Origin of the sequence: Streptomyces varsoviensis, assembly GCF_000718635.1 — a bacterium.
GTDB classification, from domain to species: Bacteria; Actinomycetota; Actinomycetes; order Streptomycetales; family Streptomycetaceae; genus Streptomyces; species Streptomyces varsoviensis.
The window spans coordinates 237,029-259,606 of record NZ_JOBF01000011.1 but is presented as its reverse complement, the minus strand read 5'-3'; the positions used below and the strand labels follow the sequence as shown (position 1 = coordinate 259,606).

General features: G+C 71.5%; 20 protein-coding genes. 9 read left to right on the top strand and 11 right to left on the bottom strand.

What is annotated here, in order from left to right; genetic code table 11:
- Positions 1-34 precede the first annotated feature (34 nt).
- Positions 35-424, top strand: a complete 390-nt coding sequence (locus IF55_RS41465) for a DddA-like double-stranded DNA deaminase toxin (RefSeq protein ID WP_078644564.1) — start codon at positions 35-37, stop codon at positions 422-424.
- Positions 425-617: 193 nt separating this feature from the next.
- Here the strand turns inward: IF55_RS41465 and IF55_RS39430 are convergent, their stop codons facing one another.
- The 3 genes from IF55_RS39430 to IF55_RS17415 all read right to left on the bottom strand — a co-directional run bounded on the left by IF55_RS39430 (position 618) and on the right by IF55_RS17415 (position 4,283).
- Entirely contained in the window at positions 618-1,130 is a 513-nt protein-coding gene (locus IF55_RS39430; RefSeq protein WP_157854630.1) for a peroxidase, read from the bottom strand.
- Between the two features lie 71 nt (positions 1,131-1,201).
- On the bottom strand, positions 1,202-1,402 hold the full coding sequence (locus IF55_RS17420) for a hypothetical protein (protein WP_048832092.1): 201 nt from the start codon (positions 1,400-1,402) through the stop codon (positions 1,202-1,204).
- A gap of 1,405 nt (positions 1,403-2,807) precedes the next feature.
- Entirely contained in the window at positions 2,808-4,283 is a 1,476-nt protein-coding gene (locus IF55_RS17415) for an amino acid permease (RefSeq protein WP_030876935.1), read from the bottom strand.
- Positions 4,284-4,574: 291 nt separating this feature from the next.
- Between IF55_RS17415 and IF55_RS17410 the strand changes: the two genes are divergently transcribed.
- Positions 4,575-5,297, top strand: a complete 723-nt coding sequence (locus IF55_RS17410) for a MerR family transcriptional regulator (RefSeq protein ID WP_030876937.1) — start codon at positions 4,575-4,577, stop codon at positions 5,295-5,297.
- A 506-nt stretch (positions 5,298-5,803) separates the two neighbouring features.
- Positions 5,804-6,928, top strand: a complete 1,125-nt coding sequence (locus IF55_RS17405) for an acyltransferase family protein (RefSeq protein ID WP_048832091.1) — start codon at positions 5,804-5,806, stop codon at positions 6,926-6,928.
- Positions 6,929-6,985: 57 nt separating this feature from the next.
- Here the strand turns inward: IF55_RS17405 and IF55_RS17400 are convergent, their stop codons facing one another.
- The 5 genes from IF55_RS17400 to IF55_RS17380 form a co-directional block, all read right to left on the bottom strand.
- A complete protein-coding gene (locus tag IF55_RS17400) occupies positions 6,986-9,160 on the bottom strand; it encodes a 3-hydroxyacyl-CoA dehydrogenase NAD-binding domain-containing protein (RefSeq protein ID WP_030876943.1) in 2,175 nt (724 codons plus the stop codon).
- 194 nt (positions 9,161-9,354) lie between these two features.
- Positions 9,355-10,569 carry an acetyl-CoA C-acetyltransferase gene (locus tag IF55_RS17395; protein WP_030876946.1) on the bottom strand — a complete coding sequence of 405 codons (1,215 nt, stop codon included), beginning with the start codon at positions 10,567-10,569 and terminating at the stop codon, positions 9,355-9,357.
- Between the two features lie 332 nt (positions 10,570-10,901).
- Positions 10,902-12,023, bottom strand: coding sequence for a CaiB/BaiF CoA transferase family protein (locus IF55_RS17390; RefSeq protein WP_030876949.1), 1,122 nt, complete (start codon positions 12,021-12,023; stop codon positions 10,902-10,904).
- A 92-nt stretch (positions 12,024-12,115) separates the two neighbouring features.
- Positions 12,116-13,531, bottom strand: coding sequence for a sialate:H+ symport family MFS transporter (locus tag IF55_RS17385; protein ID WP_048832114.1), 1,416 nt, complete (start codon positions 13,529-13,531; stop codon positions 12,116-12,118).
- A gap of 47 nt (positions 13,532-13,578) precedes the next feature.
- Positions 13,579-14,514, bottom strand: a complete 936-nt coding sequence (locus IF55_RS17380; protein WP_030876955.1) for a dihydrodipicolinate synthase family protein — start codon at positions 14,512-14,514, stop codon at positions 13,579-13,581.
- Between the two features lie 385 nt (positions 14,515-14,899).
- On the opposite strand from IF55_RS17380, the gene IF55_RS17375 reads away from it, so the two are divergent.
- Positions 14,900-15,406, top strand: coding sequence for a DUF1203 domain-containing protein (locus IF55_RS17375; RefSeq protein ID WP_030876958.1), 507 nt, complete (start codon positions 14,900-14,902; stop codon positions 15,404-15,406).
- A 61-nt stretch (positions 15,407-15,467) separates the two neighbouring features.
- Here IF55_RS17375 and IF55_RS17370 read toward each other — a convergent pair whose 3' ends face one another.
- Complete coding sequence (locus IF55_RS17370; RefSeq protein WP_030876960.1) at positions 15,468-16,364, bottom strand: LysR family transcriptional regulator; 897 nt, start codon at positions 16,362-16,364, stop codon at positions 15,468-15,470.
- A 170-nt stretch (positions 16,365-16,534) separates the two neighbouring features.
- Here IF55_RS17370 and IF55_RS17365 point away from each other — a divergent pair, with 170 nt between their 5' ends.
- From IF55_RS17365 to IF55_RS17355, 3 genes are read left to right on the top strand one after another with little or no spacing between them, the layout of a single operon-like run.
- Complete coding sequence (locus IF55_RS17365; protein ID WP_030876965.1) at positions 16,535-16,891, top strand: YybH family protein; 357 nt, start codon at positions 16,535-16,537, stop codon at positions 16,889-16,891.
- Positions 16,892-16,932: 41 nt separating this feature from the next.
- A complete protein-coding gene (locus tag IF55_RS17360) occupies positions 16,933-17,694 on the top strand; it encodes an alpha/beta fold hydrolase (protein WP_063763987.1) in 762 nt (253 codons plus the stop codon).
- 9 nt (positions 17,695-17,703) lie between these two features.
- Entirely contained in the window at positions 17,704-18,000 is a 297-nt protein-coding gene (locus IF55_RS17355; RefSeq protein ID WP_030876969.1) for a YciI family protein, read from the top strand.
- A 24-nt stretch (positions 18,001-18,024) separates the two neighbouring features.
- Here the strand turns inward: IF55_RS17355 and IF55_RS17350 are convergent, their stop codons facing one another.
- Positions 18,025-19,122 (bottom strand): WD40/YVTN/BNR-like repeat-containing protein, encoded by a 1,098-nt coding sequence (locus tag IF55_RS17350; protein WP_048832113.1) that lies wholly within the window; start codon positions 19,120-19,122, stop codon positions 18,025-18,027.
- A 123-nt stretch (positions 19,123-19,245) separates the two neighbouring features.
- Complete coding sequence (locus tag IF55_RS40075) at positions 19,246-20,961, bottom strand: RNA polymerase sigma factor (RefSeq protein WP_051776081.1); 1,716 nt, start codon at positions 20,959-20,961, stop codon at positions 19,246-19,248.
- 224 nt (positions 20,962-21,185) lie between these two features.
- Between IF55_RS40075 and ssgD the strand changes: the two genes are divergently transcribed.
- Positions 21,186-21,599: a spore wall synthesis regulator SsgD gene (gene ssgD, locus IF55_RS17340; RefSeq protein ID WP_030876978.1), complete on the top strand. Its 414-nt coding sequence runs from the start codon at positions 21,186-21,188 to the stop codon at positions 21,597-21,599.
- Positions 21,600-21,614: 15 nt separating this feature from the next.
- A complete protein-coding gene (locus tag IF55_RS36035) occupies positions 21,615-22,544 on the top strand; it encodes a PP2C family protein-serine/threonine phosphatase (RefSeq protein ID WP_051776083.1) in 930 nt (309 codons plus the stop codon).
- Positions 22,545-22,578: the final 34 nt, after the last annotated feature.

Here is a 22,578-nt window from a genome sequence, read left to right as displayed (position 1 = left end):
GCCCTGGCCTCTCCCCTCTCGTCCCCCTCGAACGGTGGGTGGGTGGGCCCCTCTTGTTCCCTGCTCACCCCGGGTGGGCGGGGAGGGTGGGGCGGCCCTGGCCTCTCCCTCTCGTGCCCCCTCGAACGGCAAGTGGGTGGGGGTGTGGGTGGGTGGGGCCCCTTGCGCCCTGGCCAACCCCGGGCAGGGCGGGGGTGGGGCGACCCCGGCCTCTCGCCTCTCGTCCCCCTCCAACGGTAAGCGGGTGGGCCCCCCTTGCTCCCCGCTCGCCCCGGGTGGACCGAAATTCGCTGCCTGGATGAGACAGAACAAGGTGAAGGACGCGACTGTAGTCATCAATCAGGACTACATATGCACAGGGTTCGGCATCTGCCCCGACGTTGTTACGGAGATCCTGCCGGTCGGGTCCACCATGAAGATCTGATACAGAGACAAGCAAGGAGCCTTGACGCCGAAGACGACCTTCGGCAGGGACGCGGACTCCCCGCAGCGGCAGAGAAAAGGGCCTCATGCCCTGACGGCCTGGTTAAGCAGATAGAAAAAAATAAATACGCCCAACGGGCAGTTCCAGCCGGGAACCGTCCACCGGAGCGTCGTCACATATCCCCTGGCATTGCTCAGTACTCTTCCCACTCGCGCGCAGGAATGGAACCATCCTGAAGGTCGCCGAACCGATCAGGCCATTCACACCCGACGAAGACGGGGCGACTGCGGAGAAAATCTCCTCCTTGCTGGCCGCGAATCAGAAGACCGGTCTCTTCGAAATACGGCTCGCAACGCTGATTGACGCGGTAGGGTCCGGCTGCCCCGGCTTCCATCCAGCGCGCAATCTCCGATGGAAGGCGGTGAGATAGCTGAAAATCGCCAAGGAATATACGCGGCCCCCGAAATGGGCTGATCGCCACGCCAGTCAGGCCCCCCTCCCCGTAGTAGACTGTCACTCCGGCATCATAAAAAGAGGCAAATTCCCCGGGAACCGGATATCCACTGCGTGTAGGATCACCGACAGACATTGCGGAAACGACCTGGCTGTGACTCATTCCAAAGTGGAGCGGCCCCACGTTCACATGCGGCGTAGCCTCCCACCTGGCGCGGTCGGCGTCACTCTTGACTTCCGGATCGAACAGCATCGTGTTAAATTCCTTCCGAATTAAGGTCCCCCCGAGGAAATATCATACTGCGCTTCTGTTAACGCAATGCATCATTTCCTCGTCGGCTGCATCGCCAGCCTATTCTCCCGGAACCGGGTGCGTTGATGTCCGTCTGCTCCGTCGGACTGGTTGGCAATCCCAATGTGGGCGAGTGCGGTCAGCCCGGAGTCGATCGCTGTGGTGGCGCGGTGGGGGTCGCCGAGGTCGAGCCAGCAGCGTCCGGCGTCGGCGTTGAGGTCTGCGATCGACATCCAGGCGATGGCCGGGGTGTGTCGTGGGGGCAGATCCGGTCCAGCTCGTTTTCGACGGATTCAACCGTGCCGTATACAGCGCCAGAGGAATGGAAGCTGACGCCAACGCCTCCCGCCTGGCCGTCATCCTTGGCGAGGCGGGAGGTGTCGCTGGGGGAAGCAAGGGACTCATCTGGGGAACGAAACAAGGCATCCAGGCATTTGAGGGGCTCCTGGGAAAGGAGGGTGCCGATAGCCTCCTTTCCCACCTCAGTGCGAACCGCGATGCTGGCCGACCGGCAGAAATCTGGATGGCGGCCGGCCGCGAGCCGTTCGGCCTGGTCGGCGGCCATGGCCATGCCGTGAGCGGTGAAGAGGGTATCCAGTGCGGGGGCGAGGGAGCCCATCGAGCGTCCGGAACGGCGGGAGCGTTCGAGCAGGGTCTGCGGGTGGTTGGGCTGCTCGTCCAGGAGAAGTTGTCTCAGAGGGGTGATCATCGTGCAGGTGCGGCTGACGCAGCACTTGGCGGCGAGATCGGCGGTGAAGTCACGCAGCCAGTACGGAGGTTGTCCGAGTTCGGCGACCGGCCCTGGACTCGGACGAAGGGCCGGTCGAGGTGACGCCGCCAGCAGGCAGAGCACAGTCCCAGCCCGGCATGGCGTCGCCAGCGGCCGCATTCACGGCAGAGCGGGCGGCTGTTTGGTTTGGCGGGGACGCGAGCAATACCCGCACCAGCCGGTGCCCTGGCGCAGTAGCCGGGCCGATCGCACTGAGGACAGGACACCTGGGCGGCGTCGCGTTCCGTCTTGCGCGAGCAGTCCCGGCACAACGTCATTGTCTTGTTTCTCACCGGGTGACCGCAGGTGGTGCACACGCGTGAGCAGGTGATGCACCGGCCGGTGTCCTCTGCTGACCGCAGCGGGGGCAAGCGGCCCTGGCCGCGGCCTCTTTCTGCCGGACTAGTCCTGGCTTGTGTGCCCAGGGTAGGCGGAGAACCGGTCCTGGGCACGGCCGACACCGTCTCCGCCGCAGCGACCGCGGCCGAACCGCGCGCGATAGGCCACTACGGCATAGGTCCCGTGGACGGGAGTCTCACCCGTGCCACGGGTGACGTATACGACGGCCGACGGCGAGAGGTCGAGCCGCCCGCCGCCCCCACCCGCCCCGGTCTTCGTCGGCTGGGAGGAGAGGCCGGGCGGCAGAGGGGGACGGGCGGGAGGGGGCGGGGCGGTGGGGGTCTGGAGGAGGCGTGAAGCGTGATTTGTGGGCCTGAGGTGTGGGTGCGTGGGGCAACACCGTTCACGGGCCCGTAAATCATGCAGCCCCGGAGGACCCCCACCGCCCCGCCCCCGACCCGACGACGCGCCCGCGCCCACACCCCGAGCGCCCGCACCCCGAGCGCCCGCACACCCCGAGCGCCCGGACCTCAGCCGCCGTGTTCGGACAGGCGCTTGCGCTCGGCGACCGCCTGGGCCACGCGGCCGCGCGTGGCGAACCAGCCGGCGACCAGCGCGGCCGCGATGATCGGGACGATCATGACCGTACGCCGCCCGACCCCGCCGTCGTACCACATGAGCACGATCACGCCGAGCAGAAAAGCGATCGTGACGATATCCGTCACCGGCGTGCCGGGCAGCCGGAACTTCGGCCGTTCCAGCAGCCCCTGCCGGGAGCGCCGCACGAAAGCCAAGTGGCACAGCATGATCATGCACCAGGCGCTGATGACACCGAGCGCCGCGATGTTGATGACGATCTCGAACGCGTCCTTCGGCAGCCAGTAGTTGAGGCCGACACCGAGCACCCCCACCCCGGACGTCAGCAGAATCCCCCCGTACGGCACCTGATGACGGTTCATCACCCCGGTGAACTTCGGCGCGGAACCCGACATCGCCATGGACCGAAGGATGCGCCCCGTGGAGTACAGCCCGGAGTTGAGGCTGGACATGGCCGCGGTGAGCACGACGAGGTTCATCACGTCACCGGCCGCCGGCACACCCACGTTCGACAGAACGGTCACGAAGGGGCTCTCATTGGCGGAGTACCCCTTATACGGCATCAGGAGCGCGAGCAGCACGACGGAGCCGACGTAGAAGACGCCCACCCGCCACATGATGGAGCGCACAGCCTTCGGCACGATCCGCTTGGGGTCGCTGGTCTCGCCCGCCGTCACGCCGACCATCTCGACGGCGGAGTAGGCGAAGACGACGCCTTGCAGGACGACGACGACCGGCAGCAGACCGGCCGGGAAGATGCCCCCGTTGTCGCTGATGACGCTGAGCCCCGGCGCGTGCCCGTCCACCTGGTGGCTGGTGGCCAGCAGGAAGATGCCGATGCACATGAAGGCGACGAGGGCCGCGACCTTGATGATCGAGAACCAGAATTCCAGCTCGCCGAAGATCTTCACGGAGATGAGGTTGACCGCGAGGACGACGGCGAGCGCGATGAGTGCCATGACCCACTGCGGAATATCGGTGAAGAGGCTCCAGTAGTGGGTGTAGAGCGCGATGGCCGTGACATCCGCGATACCGGTGGTCGACCAGTTGAGGAAGTACATCCACCCGGCGACGTACGCGCCTTTCTCGCCGAGGAATTCACGGGCGTAGCTGACGAATGAGCCGGAGGACGGCCGGTGGACGACCATTTCGCCGAGGGCGCGGACGACGAAGAAGGCGAACAGGCCGCAGACGGCGTACGCGATGGCGAGGGCGGGCCCGGCGGAGGCGAGCCGGCCGCCGGCGCCGAGGAAGAGGCCGGTTCCTATGGCGCCGCCGATCGCGATCATGTTCACGTGGCGGTGCTTGAGCCCCTTGCTGTATCCGGCGTCGCCGGCGTCCTGCGCGGGTGGCGCGCCTCCCCCGTCCGGAGGTGGTGGCGTGTCGTCCTGGACGGTTTCGGTGCGCACTGTGGTCTCGCCTTCGGTCAGGTGATCTCTCGCCGCCCCCCGTGCCCCGCGCGTCACGGGGCGGGTCAGCGGCACACCTTCCCCCCGCGGCCGCACACCTGTCTGTGTGCTGGATCACACTGCGGCGGCGCGCTCAACGGCTTGCGCGCATATGTCGAGAATCCGAGGCGCGGAACCTCAAGGGCGGCTCAAGCCGGAGATGCAGACATGGGCGCCGGACCCGCCGCCGCCTGCGCGCTCTCCACGGCCGTCGTCTTTCACAACTCCGGTGAGACAGCAATACTGTTCAACATGTATGAGTCCGCGACCGACCTCACCGTCGACGAGTTGGCGGCCCGCGCGGGCGTCACGGTCCGCACCATCCGTTTCTACAGCACGCGCGGACTGCTGCCCCCGCCCGAGATCGGCCCTCGCCGCATCGGCCGCTACGGTCCGGACCACCTCTCCCGGCTCGCGCTCATCGAGGAGTTGCAGCACCAGGGGATGACGCTCGCCGCGATCGAGCGCTATCTGCGGCAGTTGCCGCCGGACCTCAGCGCCCAGGATCTCGCGATCCACCGGGCGCTGGTCGCGACGTGGGCGCCCGATCAGGCGGAGGAGGCGACGCTGCGCCAGTTGGAGCGGCGGGTGGGGCGCGAGCTGACCGGGCAGGACCTGGACCGGCTGGCGGCGATGAGCGTGCTGGTGCGGACCGAGGACCCGGATGTCTTCCAGGTCGATCCGGGGCTGCTGCACCTCGGGGTGCGGCTGCTGGACGTACCGATCGCGCTGGAGACGATCCTCGCGGCGCGTACGGTCCTGCTCCAGCACACCCGCTCGGCGGCCCGCGAGCTGACGCGGCTCTTCCACGACGAGGTCTGGGGCCCGTACCGGGAGCGGGAATCGGATCCGGAACAGGTGGCGGCGATGAAGTCGCTGTCGGCACATATGCAGCCGCTGGTGGTACAGGCATTGGTGACGGCCTTCCAGCGGTCCCTGAAAGAGGAACTCCACGCGACGTACGCACCGGAGTGAGCGGTGCGCGGATGGCGGGAGAGTGAGAGAGAACGGCGGCGAGGAATTCCCTTTCCGGTCGCCGCTTCGCGCCTGAGGGTCGGGAAGGCCCGAAGGTTGCGTCATGAAGCGGCCCTTTACGAATTTTTTAGACATTGGGGTCGTTCGGTAGATTGTGCGTACGAGCTGTAGATTCCTTCACATGTCTCGCACTATTCTGCAAACGTCACGCGGCCTTACCCGTCGACGCCTGCCTTCAGGAAGCACGGGAAGACGCTGACGCCCGCCTTCGGAAAGCCCGCCCTGGCCAGGCAGGGCCGAAGACGCCTCACGCGCGGTGACGCCACAGAATCGCTCGCTCAATAAGTGGGCTTCCACCGGTGACCCGACGGTCGATACGCCCGTCCTTATCCATGGCGGCTGGTGACCGTCCGCACCTCTCTCGCTCTCTCCCCTCGCCACGCCCTGTAGACACCGCAGCGCGGAGGAACGGCGCGCGCCGTTGCTCCCTTCACCCTGGACCCCGGATGCCCCCGATAACCGACACCGCCCCGATAAGGCCCGCCCCGCGGCCGGTCGTGCAGACGCGACTGGAATCGCTCACGGGCCTGCGCTGGTACGCGGCGCTGCTCGTCTTCTGCTACCACTTCGCCTACGAGGCGAACCTCGGCAGCTCCGCCCACGGGGCCGAGCTGCTGCGCAGACTCACGCTCGCGGGCCCCTCGGCGGTCTCGCTGTTCTTCGTGCTCTCCGGTTTCGTGCTCGTGTGGTCGGCGCGCCCCGGCGACAAGCCGACCGCGTTCTGGCGGCGCCGGTTCGCCCGTATCTACCCCAGCCACGTCGTGACCTTCTGCGTCGCCGTGCTGCTGCTGGTGTGGGAGGGAAAGCCGCTGATCAAGTCCATAGCGCTGGGCAACCTGACCCTGACCCAGGCGTGGATACCGAACCGCGGCGACTGGTGGTTCGGCTACAACGGCGTCTCCTGGTCACTGAGCTGCGAATTCTTCTTCTACTTCTGCTTCCCGTTCCTCGTGCCGCTCATCCGCCGGCTCTCGCCGCGCGGCCTGTGGACGGCGCTGATCACGGGCACGCTCGCCGTGGTGCTGTTCCCGTTCCTGACCGGCTTCCTGGAAAGGACGACGGGCTGGGACTCGAAATTCTTCCTGTACGTGCTGCCGCCCGTGCGGCTGGCCGAGTTCGTAATCGGCATCGTGCTGGCGCTCCTGGTGAAGGGCGGCCACTGGCGGGGCCCCGGAACGATCGTGAGCCTCGTGCTGTCCGGCGTGGCCGTCTTCGTACTGCCGCCCCTGGTGCCGTACGAGTTCCACTGGAACGCCGTCACCGTGATCCCGTACTGCCTGCTCATCGCCGCGGTGGCCCGTAACGACGTCAGAGCGAGACCGTCCCTGCTCAGCCATCGCTCCGTGGTGTATCTGGGGAAGATCTCCTTCTCGTTCTACCTCGTCCACGAGATGGTCATATTCGGCATGAACCGCTACCTCGGCGCGGACCGCCTGCCGGCGCTCCTGCACGTCTGCGCGGTGCTGGTCGTCTCCTTGGCGGGAGCGGCGCTGCTGCACAAATACGTGGAGGTACCGGGGGTGCGGCTCTTCATGCCGCGGCGGAAACCACCCCGGCCGCAGCCCGCGTGAGCCGCGCCCGCGGCGTGACCGTCCCCCGGGGGACGGTCACGCCGCGGGCGTCTCTCGTCACGCGTCCGTGAACCGCTCCCCCGCCTCGGCCTTCGCGAGGAGCAGGGCCGGCGGGGCGAAACGGGGGCCGTAGGTCTCCTGGAGTTCGCGGGCGCGGGCCACGAAGCCGGGGAGGCCGCCCTCGTAGCCGTTGATGTACTGGAGGACGCCGCCCGTCCAGCCCGGGAAGCCGATGCCGAGGATGGAGCCGATATTGGCGTCGGCGACCGAGGTCAGGACGTTCTCCTCCAGGCAGCGGACGGTGTCCAGCGCCTCCGAGAACAGCATCCGCTCCTTCATGTCCTCGAAGGGGATCGGGGCCGCGCCGGGGCGGGCGAAGTGTTCGCGCAGACCGGGCCAGAGGCCGGCGCGCTTGCCGTCCACGTAGTCGTAGAAGCCGGCGCCGCCGCTCCGGCCGGGCCTGCCGAACTCGTCCACCATCCGGTCGATGACGGTGTCGGCGGGGTGCGCGGTCCAGGCGCCGCCGGCCTCCTCCACGGCCCGCCGGGTCGCGTCGCGGATCTTGCGGGGCAGGGTCAGGGTCAGCTCGTCCATCAGGGAGAGGACCTTCGCGGGGTAGCCGGCCTGGGCCGCGGCCTGCTCCACCGAGGCGGGGTCGGCGCCCTCGCCCACCATCGCGACGCCCTCGTTGATGAACTGGCCGATGACGCGCGAGGTGAAGAAGCCCCGCGAGTCGCCCACGACGATCGGGGTCTTGCGGATCTGCCGCACCAGGTCGAAGGCGCGGGCCAGCGCCTCGTCCCCGGTCCGCTCCCCCTTGATGATCTCGACGAGCGGCATCTTGTCGACGGGCGAGAAGAAGTGCAGGCCGATGAAGTCGCGCTGCCGCTCCACGCCCTCGGCGAGGCCGGTGATGGGAAGGGTGGAGGTGTTCGAGCACAGCAGCGCGTCGGGCTCGACGATGTGCTGGATCTCCTGGAAGACCTTGTGCTTGAGGGCGGCGTCCTCGAAGACCGCCTCGATGACGGCGTCGCACCCGGCGAGGTCCCTCGGGTCGGCGGTCGGGGTGATGCGGGCGAGGTGCGCGTCGCGCTTCGCCTCGGTCGTACGGCCGCGGTCGAGCGCCTTGGCGAGCAGCTTCTCGGAGTACGCCTTGCCCTTGGCGGCGGCCTCGGGGGTGACGTCCTTCAGGACGACCTCGATGCCGGCGCGGGCGCAGGAGTAGGCGATGCCCGCGCCCATCATCCCGGCGCCCAGCACGGCGACCTTGCGGACCGTACGCGGCGCGGGTCCGGCCGGCCGGCCGGCGCCGGAGTTGACGGCCTGGAGGTCGAAGAAGAACGCCTGGATCATGTTCTTGGCGGTCTGGCCGGTGACCAGGTCCACGAAGTAGCGGCCCTCGATGGTCTGCGCGGTCTCGAAGTCGACCTGGGCGCCCTCGACGGCGGCGGCCAGGATGTTGCGCGGCGCCGGGTAGGGCGCGCCGCCGGTCTGCTTGCGCAGGTTGGCGGGGAAGGCCGGCAGGTTGGCGGCGAAGCGCGGGTTCGCCGGGGTGCCGCCGGGGATCTTGTAGCCCTTGACGTCCCAGGGCTGGTGGGACTCGGGGTGGGCGGCGATGAAGGCGCGGGCCTTGGCGAGCATCTCCTCGGGGGTGGCCGCCACCTCGTGGATCAGCCCGGCCTCCAGCGCGCGCCGGGGCGTGTACTGGGTGCCCTGGAGGAGCACCTTGAGCAGCGCGTCGGCGATGCCGAGGAGCCGTACGGCGCGGGTGACTCCGCCGCCGGCGGGGAGCAGTCCGAGGGTGACCTCCGGGAGGCCGATCTTGGAGCCGGGCACGTCGAGCGCGACGCGGTGGTGGCAGGCGAGCGCGATCTCGTAGCCGCCGCCGAGGGCCGCCCCGTTGATGGCCGCGACGACCGGGACGCCGAGCGTCTCGATGCGCCGCAAGTCGTGCTTGACGCGCATGCTCCCGTCGAACGCCCGCTGGGCGTCGTCGGGGGTGATCGCGATGAGTTCGCGCAGGTCGCCGCCGGCGAAGAAGGTCTTCTTGGCGGAGGTGAGGACGATGCCGCGCACGGTCTCGCGCTCGGCCTCCAGCCGGTCGGCGACGGCGTGCAGGGACGCCTGGAACGCCGCGTTCATGGTGTTCGCGGACTGGGCGGGGTCGTCCAGGGTGAGGGTGACGACGCCGTCGTCGTCCTGCTCCCAGCGGATGGTGCTGCTCTGGGTCATGTCACGGTCTCCGGGTGAGATTCGGGTGCGGGCGGGCGCCGGCTCGGGCGTCGGTACGGGCGCGGGCCCTGGCGGAAGCGGAGGCGCCGGCTCGGGCGTCGGTACGGGCATGGGCGCGGGCGCCGGCCCTGGCGGAAGCGGAAGGCTCCGGCTCGATCGGGCCGCTCGCGGGCCGGGGGCGGAGGCGGAGGCGCTTACAGGCGCTCGATGACGGTGGCGATGCCCATGCCGCCGCCGACGCAGAGCGTGATCAGGCCGTACCGCTTGTCCTGCCGCTCCAGCTCGTCGACGAGCGTGCCGAGGATCATCGCGCCGGTCGCGCCGAGCGGGTGGCCCATGGCGATCGCGCCGCCATTGACGTTGATCTTGTCGAGCGGCAGCGCCATCTCACGCGCGAAGCGCAGCACCACGGCCGCGAAGGCCTCGTTGATCTCCACGAGATCGATGTCGTCGATGGTCAGACCGGCCTTGGCCAGCGCCTTGCGGGTGGCGGGCGCCGGGCCGGTGAGCATGATGGTGGGCTCGGTGCCGGAGACGGCCGCGGAGACGATACGGGCGCGGGGCGCCAGCCCGTACCGCTCGCCGACCTCGCGGTTGCCGATGGCGACGAGCGCCGCCCCGTCCACGATGCCGGACGAGTTGCCCGCATGGTGGACATGGTCGATCCGTTCGACCCAGTGGTACTTCTGGAGCGCCACGGCGTCGAAGCCGCCCGCGTCGCCGACCGCCGCGAAGGACGGCTTGAGCGCGGCCAGCGACTCGGCGGTGGTGCCGGGCCGGATGTGCTCGTCCCGGTCGAGGACGAGGAGGCCGTTGCGGTCCCGTACGGGCACGACGGACCGGTCGAACCGGCCCTCCTTCCAGGCGGCAGCGGCGCGCTCCTGGGACAGCGCGGCGAAGGCGTCCACGTCGTGCCGGGAGAACCCCTCGATCGTGGCGATGAGGTCGGCGCTGACGCCCTGCGGCACGAAGTCCGTGGCGAAGCCGGTCATCGGGTCCGCGAACCAGGCGCCGCCGTCGGAGGCCATCGGCACGCGCGACATCGACTCCACGCCGCCCGCCAGCACCAGGTCCTCCCAGCCGGAACGGACCTTGGCCGCGGCCATGTTGACGGCTTCGAGCCCGGAGGCGCAGAAGCGGTTCTCCTGTACGCCCGCGACGGTGTCGGGCAGCCCGGCGGCGATGGCCGAGATGCGGGCGATGTCGGAGCCCTGGTCGCCGACCGGGCTGACGACGCCGAGCACGATGTCGTCGATCGCCGCCGGGTCGAGGCCGGGGAAGCGGCGGCGCAGCTCGTGGATGAGCCCGACGACGAGGTCGACGGGTTTGGTGCCGTGCAGCGCGCCGTTGGCCTTGCCGCGGCCGCGCGGGGTGCGGATCGCGTCGTATACGTACGCTTCGGTGCTCAAGGTCTCGGGCCTTTCGGGAGGGGTGAGGGTCGGAAGGGCGCGGGGTCGGGAGGAGTCGGCGGACTCAGGGGGCGGAGTCCCGTGGATGAGCTTCTTCATGATCTCGGTGGTACTGCCGTGGATCGTCTGAATCCGGCCTCCAGGCGCGGTCTCCGCTGGCAGTCTCGCGGTCGCGGCGGCGTTCCCGGTGCCCATACGGCGCTTCCATCGTCCATCGCGGAGCTTCCGCCGTCCGTCGCGGAGCTTCGCCGTCCGTCGCGGCGCTTCATCTCCCACGGCCGACCACCCGCCCCGCCGCACGCGGGCAGCGGCCGCGCCGGGCGCGCTGCCGCTCAGGCCCGGTCAAGGCCCGACAGGCCCCAGTCGCGGGCCACTTCGGCGGTGTCCGCGCCGGGCGTGGACGGCGGCCTGCGTACGGCGCCGGGCGTGGCGGAGAAGCGCGGGGCGGGCGCGGGCTGGGTGATGCCGCCGTGGTCCACGAAGGTGCCGCGGGCCGCGAGGTGCGGGTGCCCGGGGGCCTCGCGCAGCGAGAGCACGGGGGCGACGCACGCGTCCGAACCGGCGAACACCTCGGTCCACTCCGCGCGCGTACGGGCTCTGAACCGGTCGGCCACGGCGGTGCGCAGCTCTTCCCAGCGGGCGAGGTCGTCGCGGGCGGGCGCCTGGTCGGGGAGGCCGAGGAGTTCCATGAACTCGGCGTAGAAGCGCTTCTCCAGCGCGCCGACCGCCATGTACCCGCCGTCGGCGGTCTCGTACGTGCCGTAGAACGGCGCGCCGCCGTCGAGCAGGTTGGCGCCGCGGCGGTCCTGCCAGCCGCCGGCCGCCAGCATGCCGTGGATCATGGCGGTGAGGTGGGCGGTGCCGTCGACGATGGCGGCGTCGACGACCTGGCCCGCGCCGGTGGTACGGGCGTGCTGGAGGGCGGCGAGGACGCCGATGACGAGGTAGAGGGAGCCGCCCGCGTAGTCCCCGAGGAGGTTGGCGGGGGCGGTCGGGGGGCCGTCGGCGGGGCCGGTCATGCCGAGGGCGCCGGTGATGGCGATGTAGCCGATGTCGTGGCCGGCGGTTTCGGCGAGGGGCCCGTGCTGGCCCCAGCCGGTCATCCGGCCGTAGACGAGCCGGGGGTTGCGGGCGAGGCAGTCCTCGGGGCCGACGCCGAGCCGTTCGGCGACACCGGGGCGGTAGCCCTCGATGAACACGTCGGCGCGCTCGGCGAGTTCGAGCGCGGCCGCGACGCCGGCCGCCGTCTTGAGGTCGAGGATCACGGAGCGCTTGTTGCGGTTGGTGACGTCGTACGCCGGGTTGACGGCGAGGCCGGTGCCGCCGGGGCGGTCTACGCGCACGACGTCGGCGCCGAGGTCCGCGAGGAGCATGGCGGCGAACGGGCCCGGCCCGATTCCGGCGAGCTCGACCACGCGCACTCCGGCGAGCGGGCCGCTGTGTGTCGCTGTCATCCAGCCCCCAGCCATATGACACAACCGCTGTAACACTTGCGATGTTAAGAACGCGTTCCACTTTCCACAAGCCCCCCGCCCACTCGGCCGGCTCACCCCGCGTCAGGTTCCAGCCCGCCGCCCGCCGCCGCGGGCGGCGGGTCCGGTACGAGGTGGTCGTGGTCGGGTGCTCCGTCGGTGAGCCGGGCCAGGCGGCTGGGGACGCCGAAGCCGACGAGCAGGATCACGACCAGGGTCAGGCCGAAGGTGAGTACGGCCAGGGCCCGTCCCAGGGGCATGCCTTCGGCCAGGCGCGCGCCGAGCACCGGCGCGACCGCGCCGCCGAGCGCTCCCGTGTTGTAGACGAAGCCGAGCGACGCGGCGCGGCTCTCGGTCGGGAAGTGGCCCGCGATGTACTTCGGCAGGATGCCCGAGATGCCCTGACTGAGCGCCAGCAGGCAGAACAGCAGCACTCCGAGCCACACCAGGCTGTCCCGCACCGCGAAGACGGGGAAGACGAAGGCCAGCGAGGCGAGGAGGGTGCAGGCGTACGCGCGCCGGGTGCCGATGCGGTCGCCGACGAAGCCCGCGAGGACGCACCCGGCCATCGTCCCGAAACCGGCGTAGAACATCACGTCGGCGACGTGCGCGGGCCGGTAGCCCAGCTCCGTCTTCAAGTAGGTGGGCAGCAGCGCCTGGATGGGCCAACTGTAGAGGAAGGCGCAGAACACCGTGATCATCAGGGAGACGTACAGGAGCCAGCTCCGCCGACCGCCGAGCTGCGCGCCGAAGGCGAGCAGGGCGCCGGCCGCGACCGCCGACAGCCAGGGCACCGCGCCGGCTCCGACGGGCGTGAAGACGCAGAACAGCGCCGCTCCGGCGGCGGCGGTCAGCGCGATGTTGAGCGCGGCGCGGCGGCGGCCGGTGAAGAGCGCGCGGAACGGGTTCGGCCGCGCCGCCCCCGCCGCCGCCCGCTCCCCCACCCGCGCGTGCCACTCCGCGGCCTCCGGGAGCGCGCGCCGCAGCCAGAGCGCGAGCAGCACCGGCAGCACGCCGATCCAGAACATCCAGCGCCAGCCCCACCGCGGCACCACCCACTGGTACAGCTCGGCGGCCAGCACCGAGCCCGCCGAGAAGCCGGAGATCAGGAAGCCGGAGGCGCGGTTGCGCAGCCGTGCGGGCCAGCTCTCCAGGACGTACGTGGCGGAGGCGCTGTATTCGCCGGCCATGCCCATCCCGATCAGCAGCCGCGCCGTGAACAGGCTGCCGTACCCCCACGCGAAGCCGCAGGCGAAGGTGCCGAGGGAGTAGAGCGAAATGCTGGCGATCATGGCGGGTTTTCGCCCATAGCGGTCGCCGAGCGCGCCGAGCAGCGCCCCGCCGAGCCAGCGGGTGATGAAGGCCCCGGACACCAGGCTGGCGGCCTCGACTCCGGAGAGCCCGAACTCCTCGGCGATCTCGGTCAGTACGAGGGTGATCAGGACGAAGTCGAACCCGTCGAGCAGATAGCCCGTCCAGGCGGCGGCCATGGACTTCCACTGGGCCCCGGACACCTCGCGGTACCAGGGCGGCGCCCTCACGTCAGGCCGCCCTCGTCGAGGAGTTGGCGCACGGTCTTGACGGCGGAGGCCGGCAGCGGGATCTGCGGCGGGGCGGTGAGCGGGCAGTCGATGACGCCGAGCAGGTGCAGCGCGGCCTTGAACGCGCCGAGCCCGGCGGAGCTGCCGCCCATCAGCGCCGGGTCGCCCGCGTCGGTGATGGCGAACAGGGCGGCGAGCCGGTCCTGTTCGCCGGCGGCCTCGCCCCAGCGCCCGGCCCGCGCCTGGCGGTGGAGCCGTACGTACCCGGCCGGGTCGACGTTGCCCAGCCCGGGCACGGCACCGTCGGCACCCGCCAACAGGGCCCCGTCGACGGTGGTTTCGGACCCGGTGAGGACCGAGAACCGGCCGCGCAGCCCGCGACGGCCCGACTCGACGAGGAAGCGGCGCAGCGCCCCGTCGTCGCCGCTGCTGTCCTTCAGACCGGCGAGGGTGCCGTCCTCGGCGAGCGGCAGGAGCGTCGCGGCGGTGAGCTTGGTGTGTACGGCGGTGGGGTTGTCGTAGGCGAAGAGCGGCAGGTCGACGGCGTCGCGGAGGCGCCGGAAGTGACCGGCGACCTCGGCGGGGTGCGTACGGGTGAAGAAGGGCGCGGTGGCGACGAGCGCGTCGGCGCCGAGGGCGGCCGCCGCGCGGGCCTGGTCGATGACGCGGGCGGTGGTCATGTCGACGGCCCCGGCGAGGACGGGCACCCGGCCGTCGACCGCCGCGAGGACGGTGGTGAGTACGGTGCGGCGCTGCGCGTCGCTCAGATAGGCGGTCTCCCCGCTGGAGCCCAGCGCGAAGACGGCGTCCACTCCGGCGCCGACGGTCCGGTCGACCAGGGCGGCGAGGGACGCGGTGTCGATGTCGCCGGCCGGGGTCAGGGGGGTGCAGAGCGGGGGGACGACGCCGGACAGGGGGGTGGGCAGGCGCATCGCGGGATCCAGCTTTCCGGTGGGAAACGGGGTGGATACGGGGGAAAAGACGGAGAACGGATAAGACCGGGGAGAGACAGATAGAGGCGGATAGAGGCGGATAGAGGGTGGATACGGGTGAGATGGACGGCGGGATATAGGAGCAGTGGAATTCCGGAGTGGTGGATGAGTTCCGCGATAACCCATTTTCCGGCACATGGGACGTGGACATGGGACGTCCTACCTCTGAGGCTGAATCTGACCCAGGGCCGGGCGGGTGTCAAGGTTTTCGGAGCGTCGTCGGCGCGCCTTCCAGCGGCGCGCCAGTGATACGCCGAAAACACCGGCCAGGTCCCCGGCCGATAACCGCCAGCACCGCCGCGCGGGCGCGCGCAGCATGGACGGCATGAACGATCAGTACGAGATACGGGCCATCGCCCCGTCCACCCTGAAGGAACTGCGCGTACGCGACGACGCGGGCAACGCGCCCCGCCCCGTCACCGAGGACGGCGCGGGCGGCAACCCGCTGCGCTGCTGCCTGGGCCGCAGCCGCCCCGGCGAGCGGCTGGCCCTGGTGTCGTACGCCCCGCTGCGCCGCTGGGCGCGCGAGACGGCCGCCGAGCCCGGCCCGTACAACGAGGTCGGGCCGGTCTTCATCCACCCCGACGACTGCGGCGGCTGGGCGGGCGGCGCCTTCCCCGACTCCCTGCGCGGCACCCGGCGCGTCCTGCGCGCCTACTCCGCCGACGGCTCCATCCTGGGCGGCCGTCTCATCGACGCCGAGGGCACCGGCGCCGAGCTGACCATCGAGCAGGGGCTGGCCGAGCTGTACGGGAACCCGCTGGTCGCGGCGGTGCACGTACGGGCGGTGGAGTTCGGCTGCTTCCTGGTGGAGACGCGCCGCCGCCCCTGAACGCGTGGCGCGCCGGGTCCGGGGCGGGCCCGAGCGGTGGCGCTCCGTCGCCGACGAGACGTCAGGGGCGGGCGGCCGGGGCCAGTGTCCGGCGGGCGCGGTCGATGAGGGCGCGGGCGGCCGGGCCGACGGGCCCCTCGCCGCGCCAGGCCAGGGCCAGCCGGCCGCGGAGTCCGGGGTCCGCGAAGGTCACCGTGCGCAGCGTCGCGTGGTGGTAGGCGGCGAGGGAGCCGGGGAGGATCGCCACGCCGAGGCTGCGGCCGGCGAGCTGGGCCAGGACATTGGGGTCACCTGCCTCGAAGGCGATGCGCGGCGCGAAGCCGGCGGCGGCGCACGCCTCGTCGAGGCAGGTCCGCAGGCCCGTACCGCGCGGGAGGCTGATCAGCGCGCGGTCCCGCAGGGCGTCGAGGGCGAGCCCGGTCCGCCCGGCGAGCAGGTCGCCGTGGGCGACGGCCGCTACGATCGGCTCGTCGGTGACGGTTTCGGTCTCGATGCCCGGCGGGGTGGGGCCGGCCAGCCCGAGGACCGCGGTGTCGAGCCGCCCGGCGCGGAGGGCCGCGATCAGCCGGTCGGAGTTGTCCTCGACGAGGTTGATCTCGACACCGGGGTGGTCCTCGTGGAAGTCGGCCAGCAGGTCCGGCAGGCCGAGGGGCGCGCAGGAGGTGACCATCCCGACGGCGACGCGGCCGCGCAGCAGCCCGGTGAGCTCGTCGACGACGAGCCGCGCCCCGTCGACGGCGGCCAGCGCGGCGCGCGCGTACGGCAGGACGGCGGCCCCGGCCTCCGTCGGGCGGACCGTGCGCCCGGAGCGGTCCAGCAGACTCTGGCCCAGCTCCCGTTCGAGCTGCCTGACCTGCGCGCTCACCCCTGGCTGCGCCACGTGCAGCCTGGCCGCGGCCTTGGTGAAGCTCGCCTCTTCGACGACGGCCACGAGGTACTCCAACTGCCTCAGCTCCATAAGCGCTGATTCTAGTAGTCAGATGATCCAGCTCTTGGACTTCTGATCGCCGCTGACCGACCGTTGACGTATCAGCCGGCCGCCGAGAGCCCCGACGAGGCCGTGAGCCCGAAGCCGCCGAGGCGGGCGAGCCGGACACGCAGGAACCAGACGCGAAGGGACGTACATACATGACCACTGCACGCGAAACCGCCGCCTACCCCGAGGACCTGGCCCGGCTGTTCGTGGAGCGGGCGAACGCGGGGGACATCGAGGGGGTCGTGGCGCTCTACGAGCCCGATGCCGTGCTCGCCTTCCCGCCCGGCGGCCAGACCGTGGGCCGCGAGGCGATCCGCGCGGCCCTTGAACGGCTGCTCGCCCCGCGCCCCCGCTTCGACCTGGAGGAGCCGATGCCCACCGTGTTCAACGGCGACCTCGCGCTCACCTCGACCCGAGCGTCCGACGGCACCGGCGGCCGAGCCCAGGTCGCCCGCCGCCAGCCGGACGGCAGTTGGCTGCGCATCCTCGACCGCCCTGAGGCAGGGTAGGAGGACGCAGGAGACGGCGGACGACGGGAGGGGAATCCGGTATGTCGACGTTCGTCCTCGTACCCGGCGCCTGGCACGGCGGCTGGTGGTTCCAGCCGCTGGCCCGGCGGCTGCGGGAACACGGTCACGAGGCGTACGCGGTGACGCTGACCGGCCTCGGCGAGCGGGGCCACCTGCTGACCGGGTCGGTGAACCTCGATACGCATATCGAGGATGTGGTCGCGCTGCTGAGGGCCGAGGAGATCGAGGACGCCGTTCTCGTGGGCCACAGTTACGCGGGGATGGTGATCTCGGGTGTCGCCGGTCGGGCCCCGGGCCGGGTGGCCGCGCTGATGTATGTGGACGCGTTCGTACCGTCCGACGGGGACTCCTGCTGGAGCCTCGGCAACGAGGTGCAGCGCCGGTTGTACATCGAGGGGGCCGCCGCGGACGGCTGGTCCGTCGCTCCGCCGCCCTTCTTCGACCCCCGCACCACCAGGCACCCGCTCGCCTCGTTCCTCCAGCCGGTCCGCCTCACCGCTGCCTCGGGCGCGGCGCCGGCCGCGGTCCCGGACCCGGCGCCGCGCAGGGACTACGTGCTGCTCACGAAGAACCCGCAGAACCCCTTCATCTCCTTCTACGAGCGGGTGCGCGCCGAACCCGGATGGCACACGCACACCCTTCCCACCGGCCACGATGTGATGGCCGAGGCGCCGGGGGCTCTCTTGGAGCTCGTCCTCGACGCCGCGGCCCGGCCGGATGGGGGCGAGCCCGGTCGGGGGCGGTCCGGGCTTGATCGACCGGGCCGCGAGCCGTTCCAGTAGCGTGATCCCATGTTCGTACTGGAGCTGACCTACACCGCGCCTCTTGAGCGCATCGACGCCGTCCTGCCGGAGCACGTCGCCTGGCTCGACGCGCATTACGCGTCGGGCACCTTTCTCGCCTCCGGCCGCAAGGAGCCCCGTGATGGCGGCGTCATTCTGGCCGTCGGGGAGGACCGGAGCGTCATGGAGCAGCTCGTGGCGACCGATCCGTTCGTCATGGCCGGGGTGTGCGAGTACGCGGTCACGCAGTTCGTGATGACGAAGACGGCTCCGGCGCTCGACGCGTACCGGCAGCGGCTTCCGTGAGCCGATGAGCCGGCGCCGCCCCAACTACCGTGCCGACAGCGCGAGTCGACCGATCCGCCCCTGCTCCCCGGCCGCCCAGCAGCCGAGGTCGGGGGCGCAGTCGACGGTGTCGTACGAGCCGGAGTCGAAGCCGTGCCAGGTGCGTCCGCCGTCCATGGTGATGTCGCTGCCGGTCGGGCCGACAGCGAGCGCGACGGCGCGGGTGTGCGGCAGCCAGGCCACGCCGGAACGGTAGGCCGCCGGGGGCCGGGCGGCCGGCGTCCAGGTCGCGCCGGCGTCGCCGCTGACGGCCGCCGCCCGCGGGGACGGCTGCCCGGCGCGGTAGTCGCCGCCGACCACGATGCCGTGCGTACGGTCCCGGAATGCGAGCGCGAACGCCCCGCGCGCCGGGTCGCCCGCGGGCAAGGGCGTCTCGGTGACCGTCCAGGTGCGGCCCCGGTCGGTGGAGTGGAAGACGCGGGAGGCCGTCGCGCCGCCGGTGGCGATCCACGCGTCGCGGCCGCCGGTGGAAGTCAGGCACTGGCCGCTCGCGGCGAACGCGGCCTCGCCCGGCCGGGCCGGGGGCATGCCGTCGGAGGGCAGTACGCGCCAGTTGCGGCCGCCGTCGTGCGTGGCGAGGACGCGGTACTTGCCGTCGACCGGGTCGCTCAGCGCGATGCCTTCGCGGCGGTCGAAGAAGGTCATGCAGTCGTAGAAGGCCCGCGGGTCGGTGTTGCGGAAGCTCTCCGTCCAGTTCGCGCCGCCGTCGTCCGTACGGAAGACGCGCGAGGCCGCGCCCTCGCCGATGGACAGCGCGACGGCATGCCGGGCGTCGAACGCCTCGATGTCCCGGAACTCCAACTCCCCCGCGCCACGCGGCGAGGCATCGCGCCAGTGGCGTCCGCCGTCGAGCGTCCGCAGCACCGTCCCCTTGGTCCCCGCCGCCCAGGCGGCGGTGCGGCTGACGGCGGCGAGACCGCGCAGCCGCGCGTCCGTAGCGCTCGGGGTGGCCCGCCAGGAGAGCGGTATCGCGGCGCTCCGGACGTCGCCCTTGGCAGGGGCGGCCTGGGCGGGCACAGCGCCCCCTGCGGCCACCGCCGCCCCACAGACCGCTGCGATCACTGCACGTCTCAACATCCCCATGCTGCTCACCATGCCTTTCATGGCCCGGGAAGCTAGCCGACGCCTGACGTGCCCGTCCATGGGCGGACGGGCACGGCCGGCCCGCGCGACGGGACCGCCGCGCTGCCCGCTGGTGCCAACCGGCTACTGGTACCAGCAGATCTTCACCTTCAGATGACCGAACCAGAACCACTCGCAGTGGAGCGTGGGGGTGGGCCTCGGCGTGGGCAGGTCCGTAGGCGTCGGCGACGTGGTGACCGGGGGCGTGGTGGGCGGCCCCGTGGTCGGCGGCACCGTGGTCGGCGGGGCGGTGGGGGTCGGGTCCGTGGTCGCCGGGGGCGTGGTGGTCGGCGAGGGGGCTCCCGTCGGCGTCGGCGTAAGAGTCGGCGTGGGGTCCCCCGTCGGCCCGGCGGTGGGGTCCTCCGTCGGCGTCGGGATCAGCGTCGGCGTCCCTGTCGGCGTCGAGGTGGGGTCCACCGTCGGCCACCCCGTCAACGTCGGGGTCGGTGTCGCGGTCGGTGCACCGCTCGCCGAGGGGTACGTCGGCGGGGGCACTACGGCGGTGCCCGTGGGCGCGGGCCCGGTTGGGGTCGTCGTCGTACGGTCGGTCTGTCCATGGCGGTCGTGGTTGCGCGGCGCGTGCAGGGGGCGCCTCGAACGCACCTCACCGCTCACCCGCCCGTCCTCTCCCAAGCCATCAGCACCACCGTCGGCGCCACCGCCCGAGACCGACCCTTCAGAGCCGTCAGCCCCCTTCGACCCATCCGATCCACTCGACCCACTCGACCCACCAGCGCCGTCGGAGCCCGACGCCCCGCCTCTGCCGTCACCGCCGCCCGCGCCGCCTCCAGAGCCCTGCCCCGGTGCCGCGCTGGCCGCCGGAGCCGCCGCCCGCTGCTGTGGCACAGCCCCCTTCCCGCTGGTCAGGGCGATGCCCGCCGCTACGGCGACGCCCGCGACGGCCACCACTCCGACCCCGGCGACCGTGGCCGCGGCCGGGCCGGTCCGGCCGCGCAGCAGGTGCCGTACGGACTTCGCCGCGCCCGCCCCGGCCTGCTGGCCGCTCTGCTGCCCCGCGGCGGCGGCCGCCGCCGTGCCCGCGCCGGCGAGCGGCACCAGGAACTTCGCCGCGCCGCTCGCGAGCAGGGCCAGCAGCGCCGGACCGACGAGCGCGGGCAGCCTGGTGTTGGCCCGCATCAGGAGGTCCATCCGGGCGCGGCAGTCGGTGCAGCCCGAGACATGGGACTCCAGCCCGTCCGCCTGCTTGGCCGACGCCACGCCCCGTACGTGGGCGGGCATCCGGTCCCAGTGGCCCCCGCAGGACGCCCTGGACGGGGCGCCCGGCATGGACCGCAGGAACGCCTGGCGCATGCCCTCCCGGGCCCGGTGCAGGAGGACCGCCGTGGCGCCGCTGCCCGCGCCGATCTGCCGGCCCACGGCCTCCAGCGGCTGGTCTTCGGCCTCGGCCAGCCAGAGGGCCTTGACCCAGCGGCGCGGCAGTTGTTCCATCACCTTGGCCAGCAGGTCGACGTAGGCGACGCGCTGCGTCGGATCCTCGGCGGTCCGGGACTCCTCGGGCCAGGCGGGACCGTCCTCCGGGTCCTGCGGAATCTCCCGGTTCGCACGACCGACGGCGGTGGAGAGGTTTCTGACGGTGGTAGTGAGGTACGCGGGGACATTGTCAATGACGTGTCCGGCCCGCAGCCGGCGCCAGATCCGGAAGTGGGCCTCGGCCACGAGGTCTTCGGCGAGCCAGGAGTTGCCGGTGAGAGTGCGCGCGTAAGCGACGAGCCTCGGATGCTCCTGCTCGAACAGCCGCGTGTAGCCGTCCGCGTCCAGCGTCGTGGAACCGTCGGTCATGGTGAAACACCCCTGTCGGTGCCTCTCCTGGGGGCGGGAGTGCATGACAGGTCCGCCCGGGCATGGAGGCATTGCATCGAGTTCGTAAGCGTAAAGGGGAAATATCCCATCCAATAAACGGGGGTGACGCAGGTCACATCAGAATCGTGTGCACTGGCGTAATGAAGCGGCCGTCTAAGGGGTCGTAGAGACAAGGACCCGCACCAAAAGCAAGGGAGCAGGCGTTGTCCACTGTCATCAATCAAGCCGTCCAGGTCCGCCTTATCGCGTCCGCACCGCTGGAGCGGGCGATCCCCGCCGGCCTGCGGTACGAGCCCGCCGACCCTTTCGCCGTACGCATCGCCTTCCCGGCCACCGCGTCTCTCGACGGCGCGGAAGTGGCCTGGACCTTTGCCCGTGAGCTCCTGGCGACCGGCCTCAACGAGCCGGTGGGCGCCGGAGATGTCCACGTATGGCCGTGCGGCACGGACCGCACCGTACTGGAATTCCATGCCCTGGAGGGCATGGCGATGATTCAGATCGATACGACGGAACTGCGCCTCTTCCTGCGGCACTCCTACGAGTTGGTGCCCGCGGGCACCGAGGGCGAACACCTCGATGTCGACAGCGATCTCGCGGCGCTGCTGCGGGACGCCTGAACGGTGGGCACGGCGATGACCTCGCTGACGACGGCGGCGCGCAATGTCGCCGCCGACCGGGCCACGCGCTCCGGCGGCGATCTGCACGCCGCGCGCGTCACCCGGTACGGGCTCCGGCTGTTGATCGGCGACGTGCGCGGCAAGGGGCCGCGCGCCGCGGCGGGCGCGGCGGCGCTCCTGGCCGCCTTCGACGCCGCGGCCGGGGAGGCCCCTACGCTGCACGCCCTGGAGACGGCGCCCATGTGCGACGACGTCAAGGGCATCGACATACCGGAACAGTCAGGCATCGCGGACTACGCAGGCCATACAGATCACACAGGTCATGTGCACCATGCGGATGGCGCGGACCATGCGGATGGCGCGCATATTGCGGGCCGTGCAGCCGTTTCGAACATTGCGGACATTGCAGGTGTCACGGAAATCGCGGGTGTCACCGCCATGGACCGGACCGGCCCCGACCGCTCCGGTGACAGCGTCGAGCACTTCGCCACCGCCGTCCTCGCGCAGATCCCGGAGGACGGCGAGACGGTGCAACTGCTCAACCTCGGCCACCCCGCTCCCCTGTTGCTCGGCCCCCGGACCGTACGGCGGCTGGAACCGCGACGGCGCGGTCTGCCGCTCGGGCTGCGCGCGCTCAGCCCGGGGCCCGTGGCCACCGAGACGTTGCCGCTGCCCGTCGGCGCGACGCTGCTCCTGCTCACGGACGGCGTGACCGAGGCGCGCAACGCCGACGGCGCCTTCTACGACCCGGCCGCCCGCCTCGCCCGGTTCGGCGGCGCGGCGCCGGAGGAACTGCTCGATCGCCTCCTCCGCGATGTGCGGTGGCACGTCGGCGGCCCGCCGACCGACGACATGGCGCTGCTGGCTGTCCGCCGGAGCCCTTCGCTGCACCGTCCGGTCCGGCCCTGCGACCGCCCCCCGCGCCAAGCGCTGGCGACGCCGTGAGCGCCCACCGAGCAGTGGGCTACGGCCCGTTGCC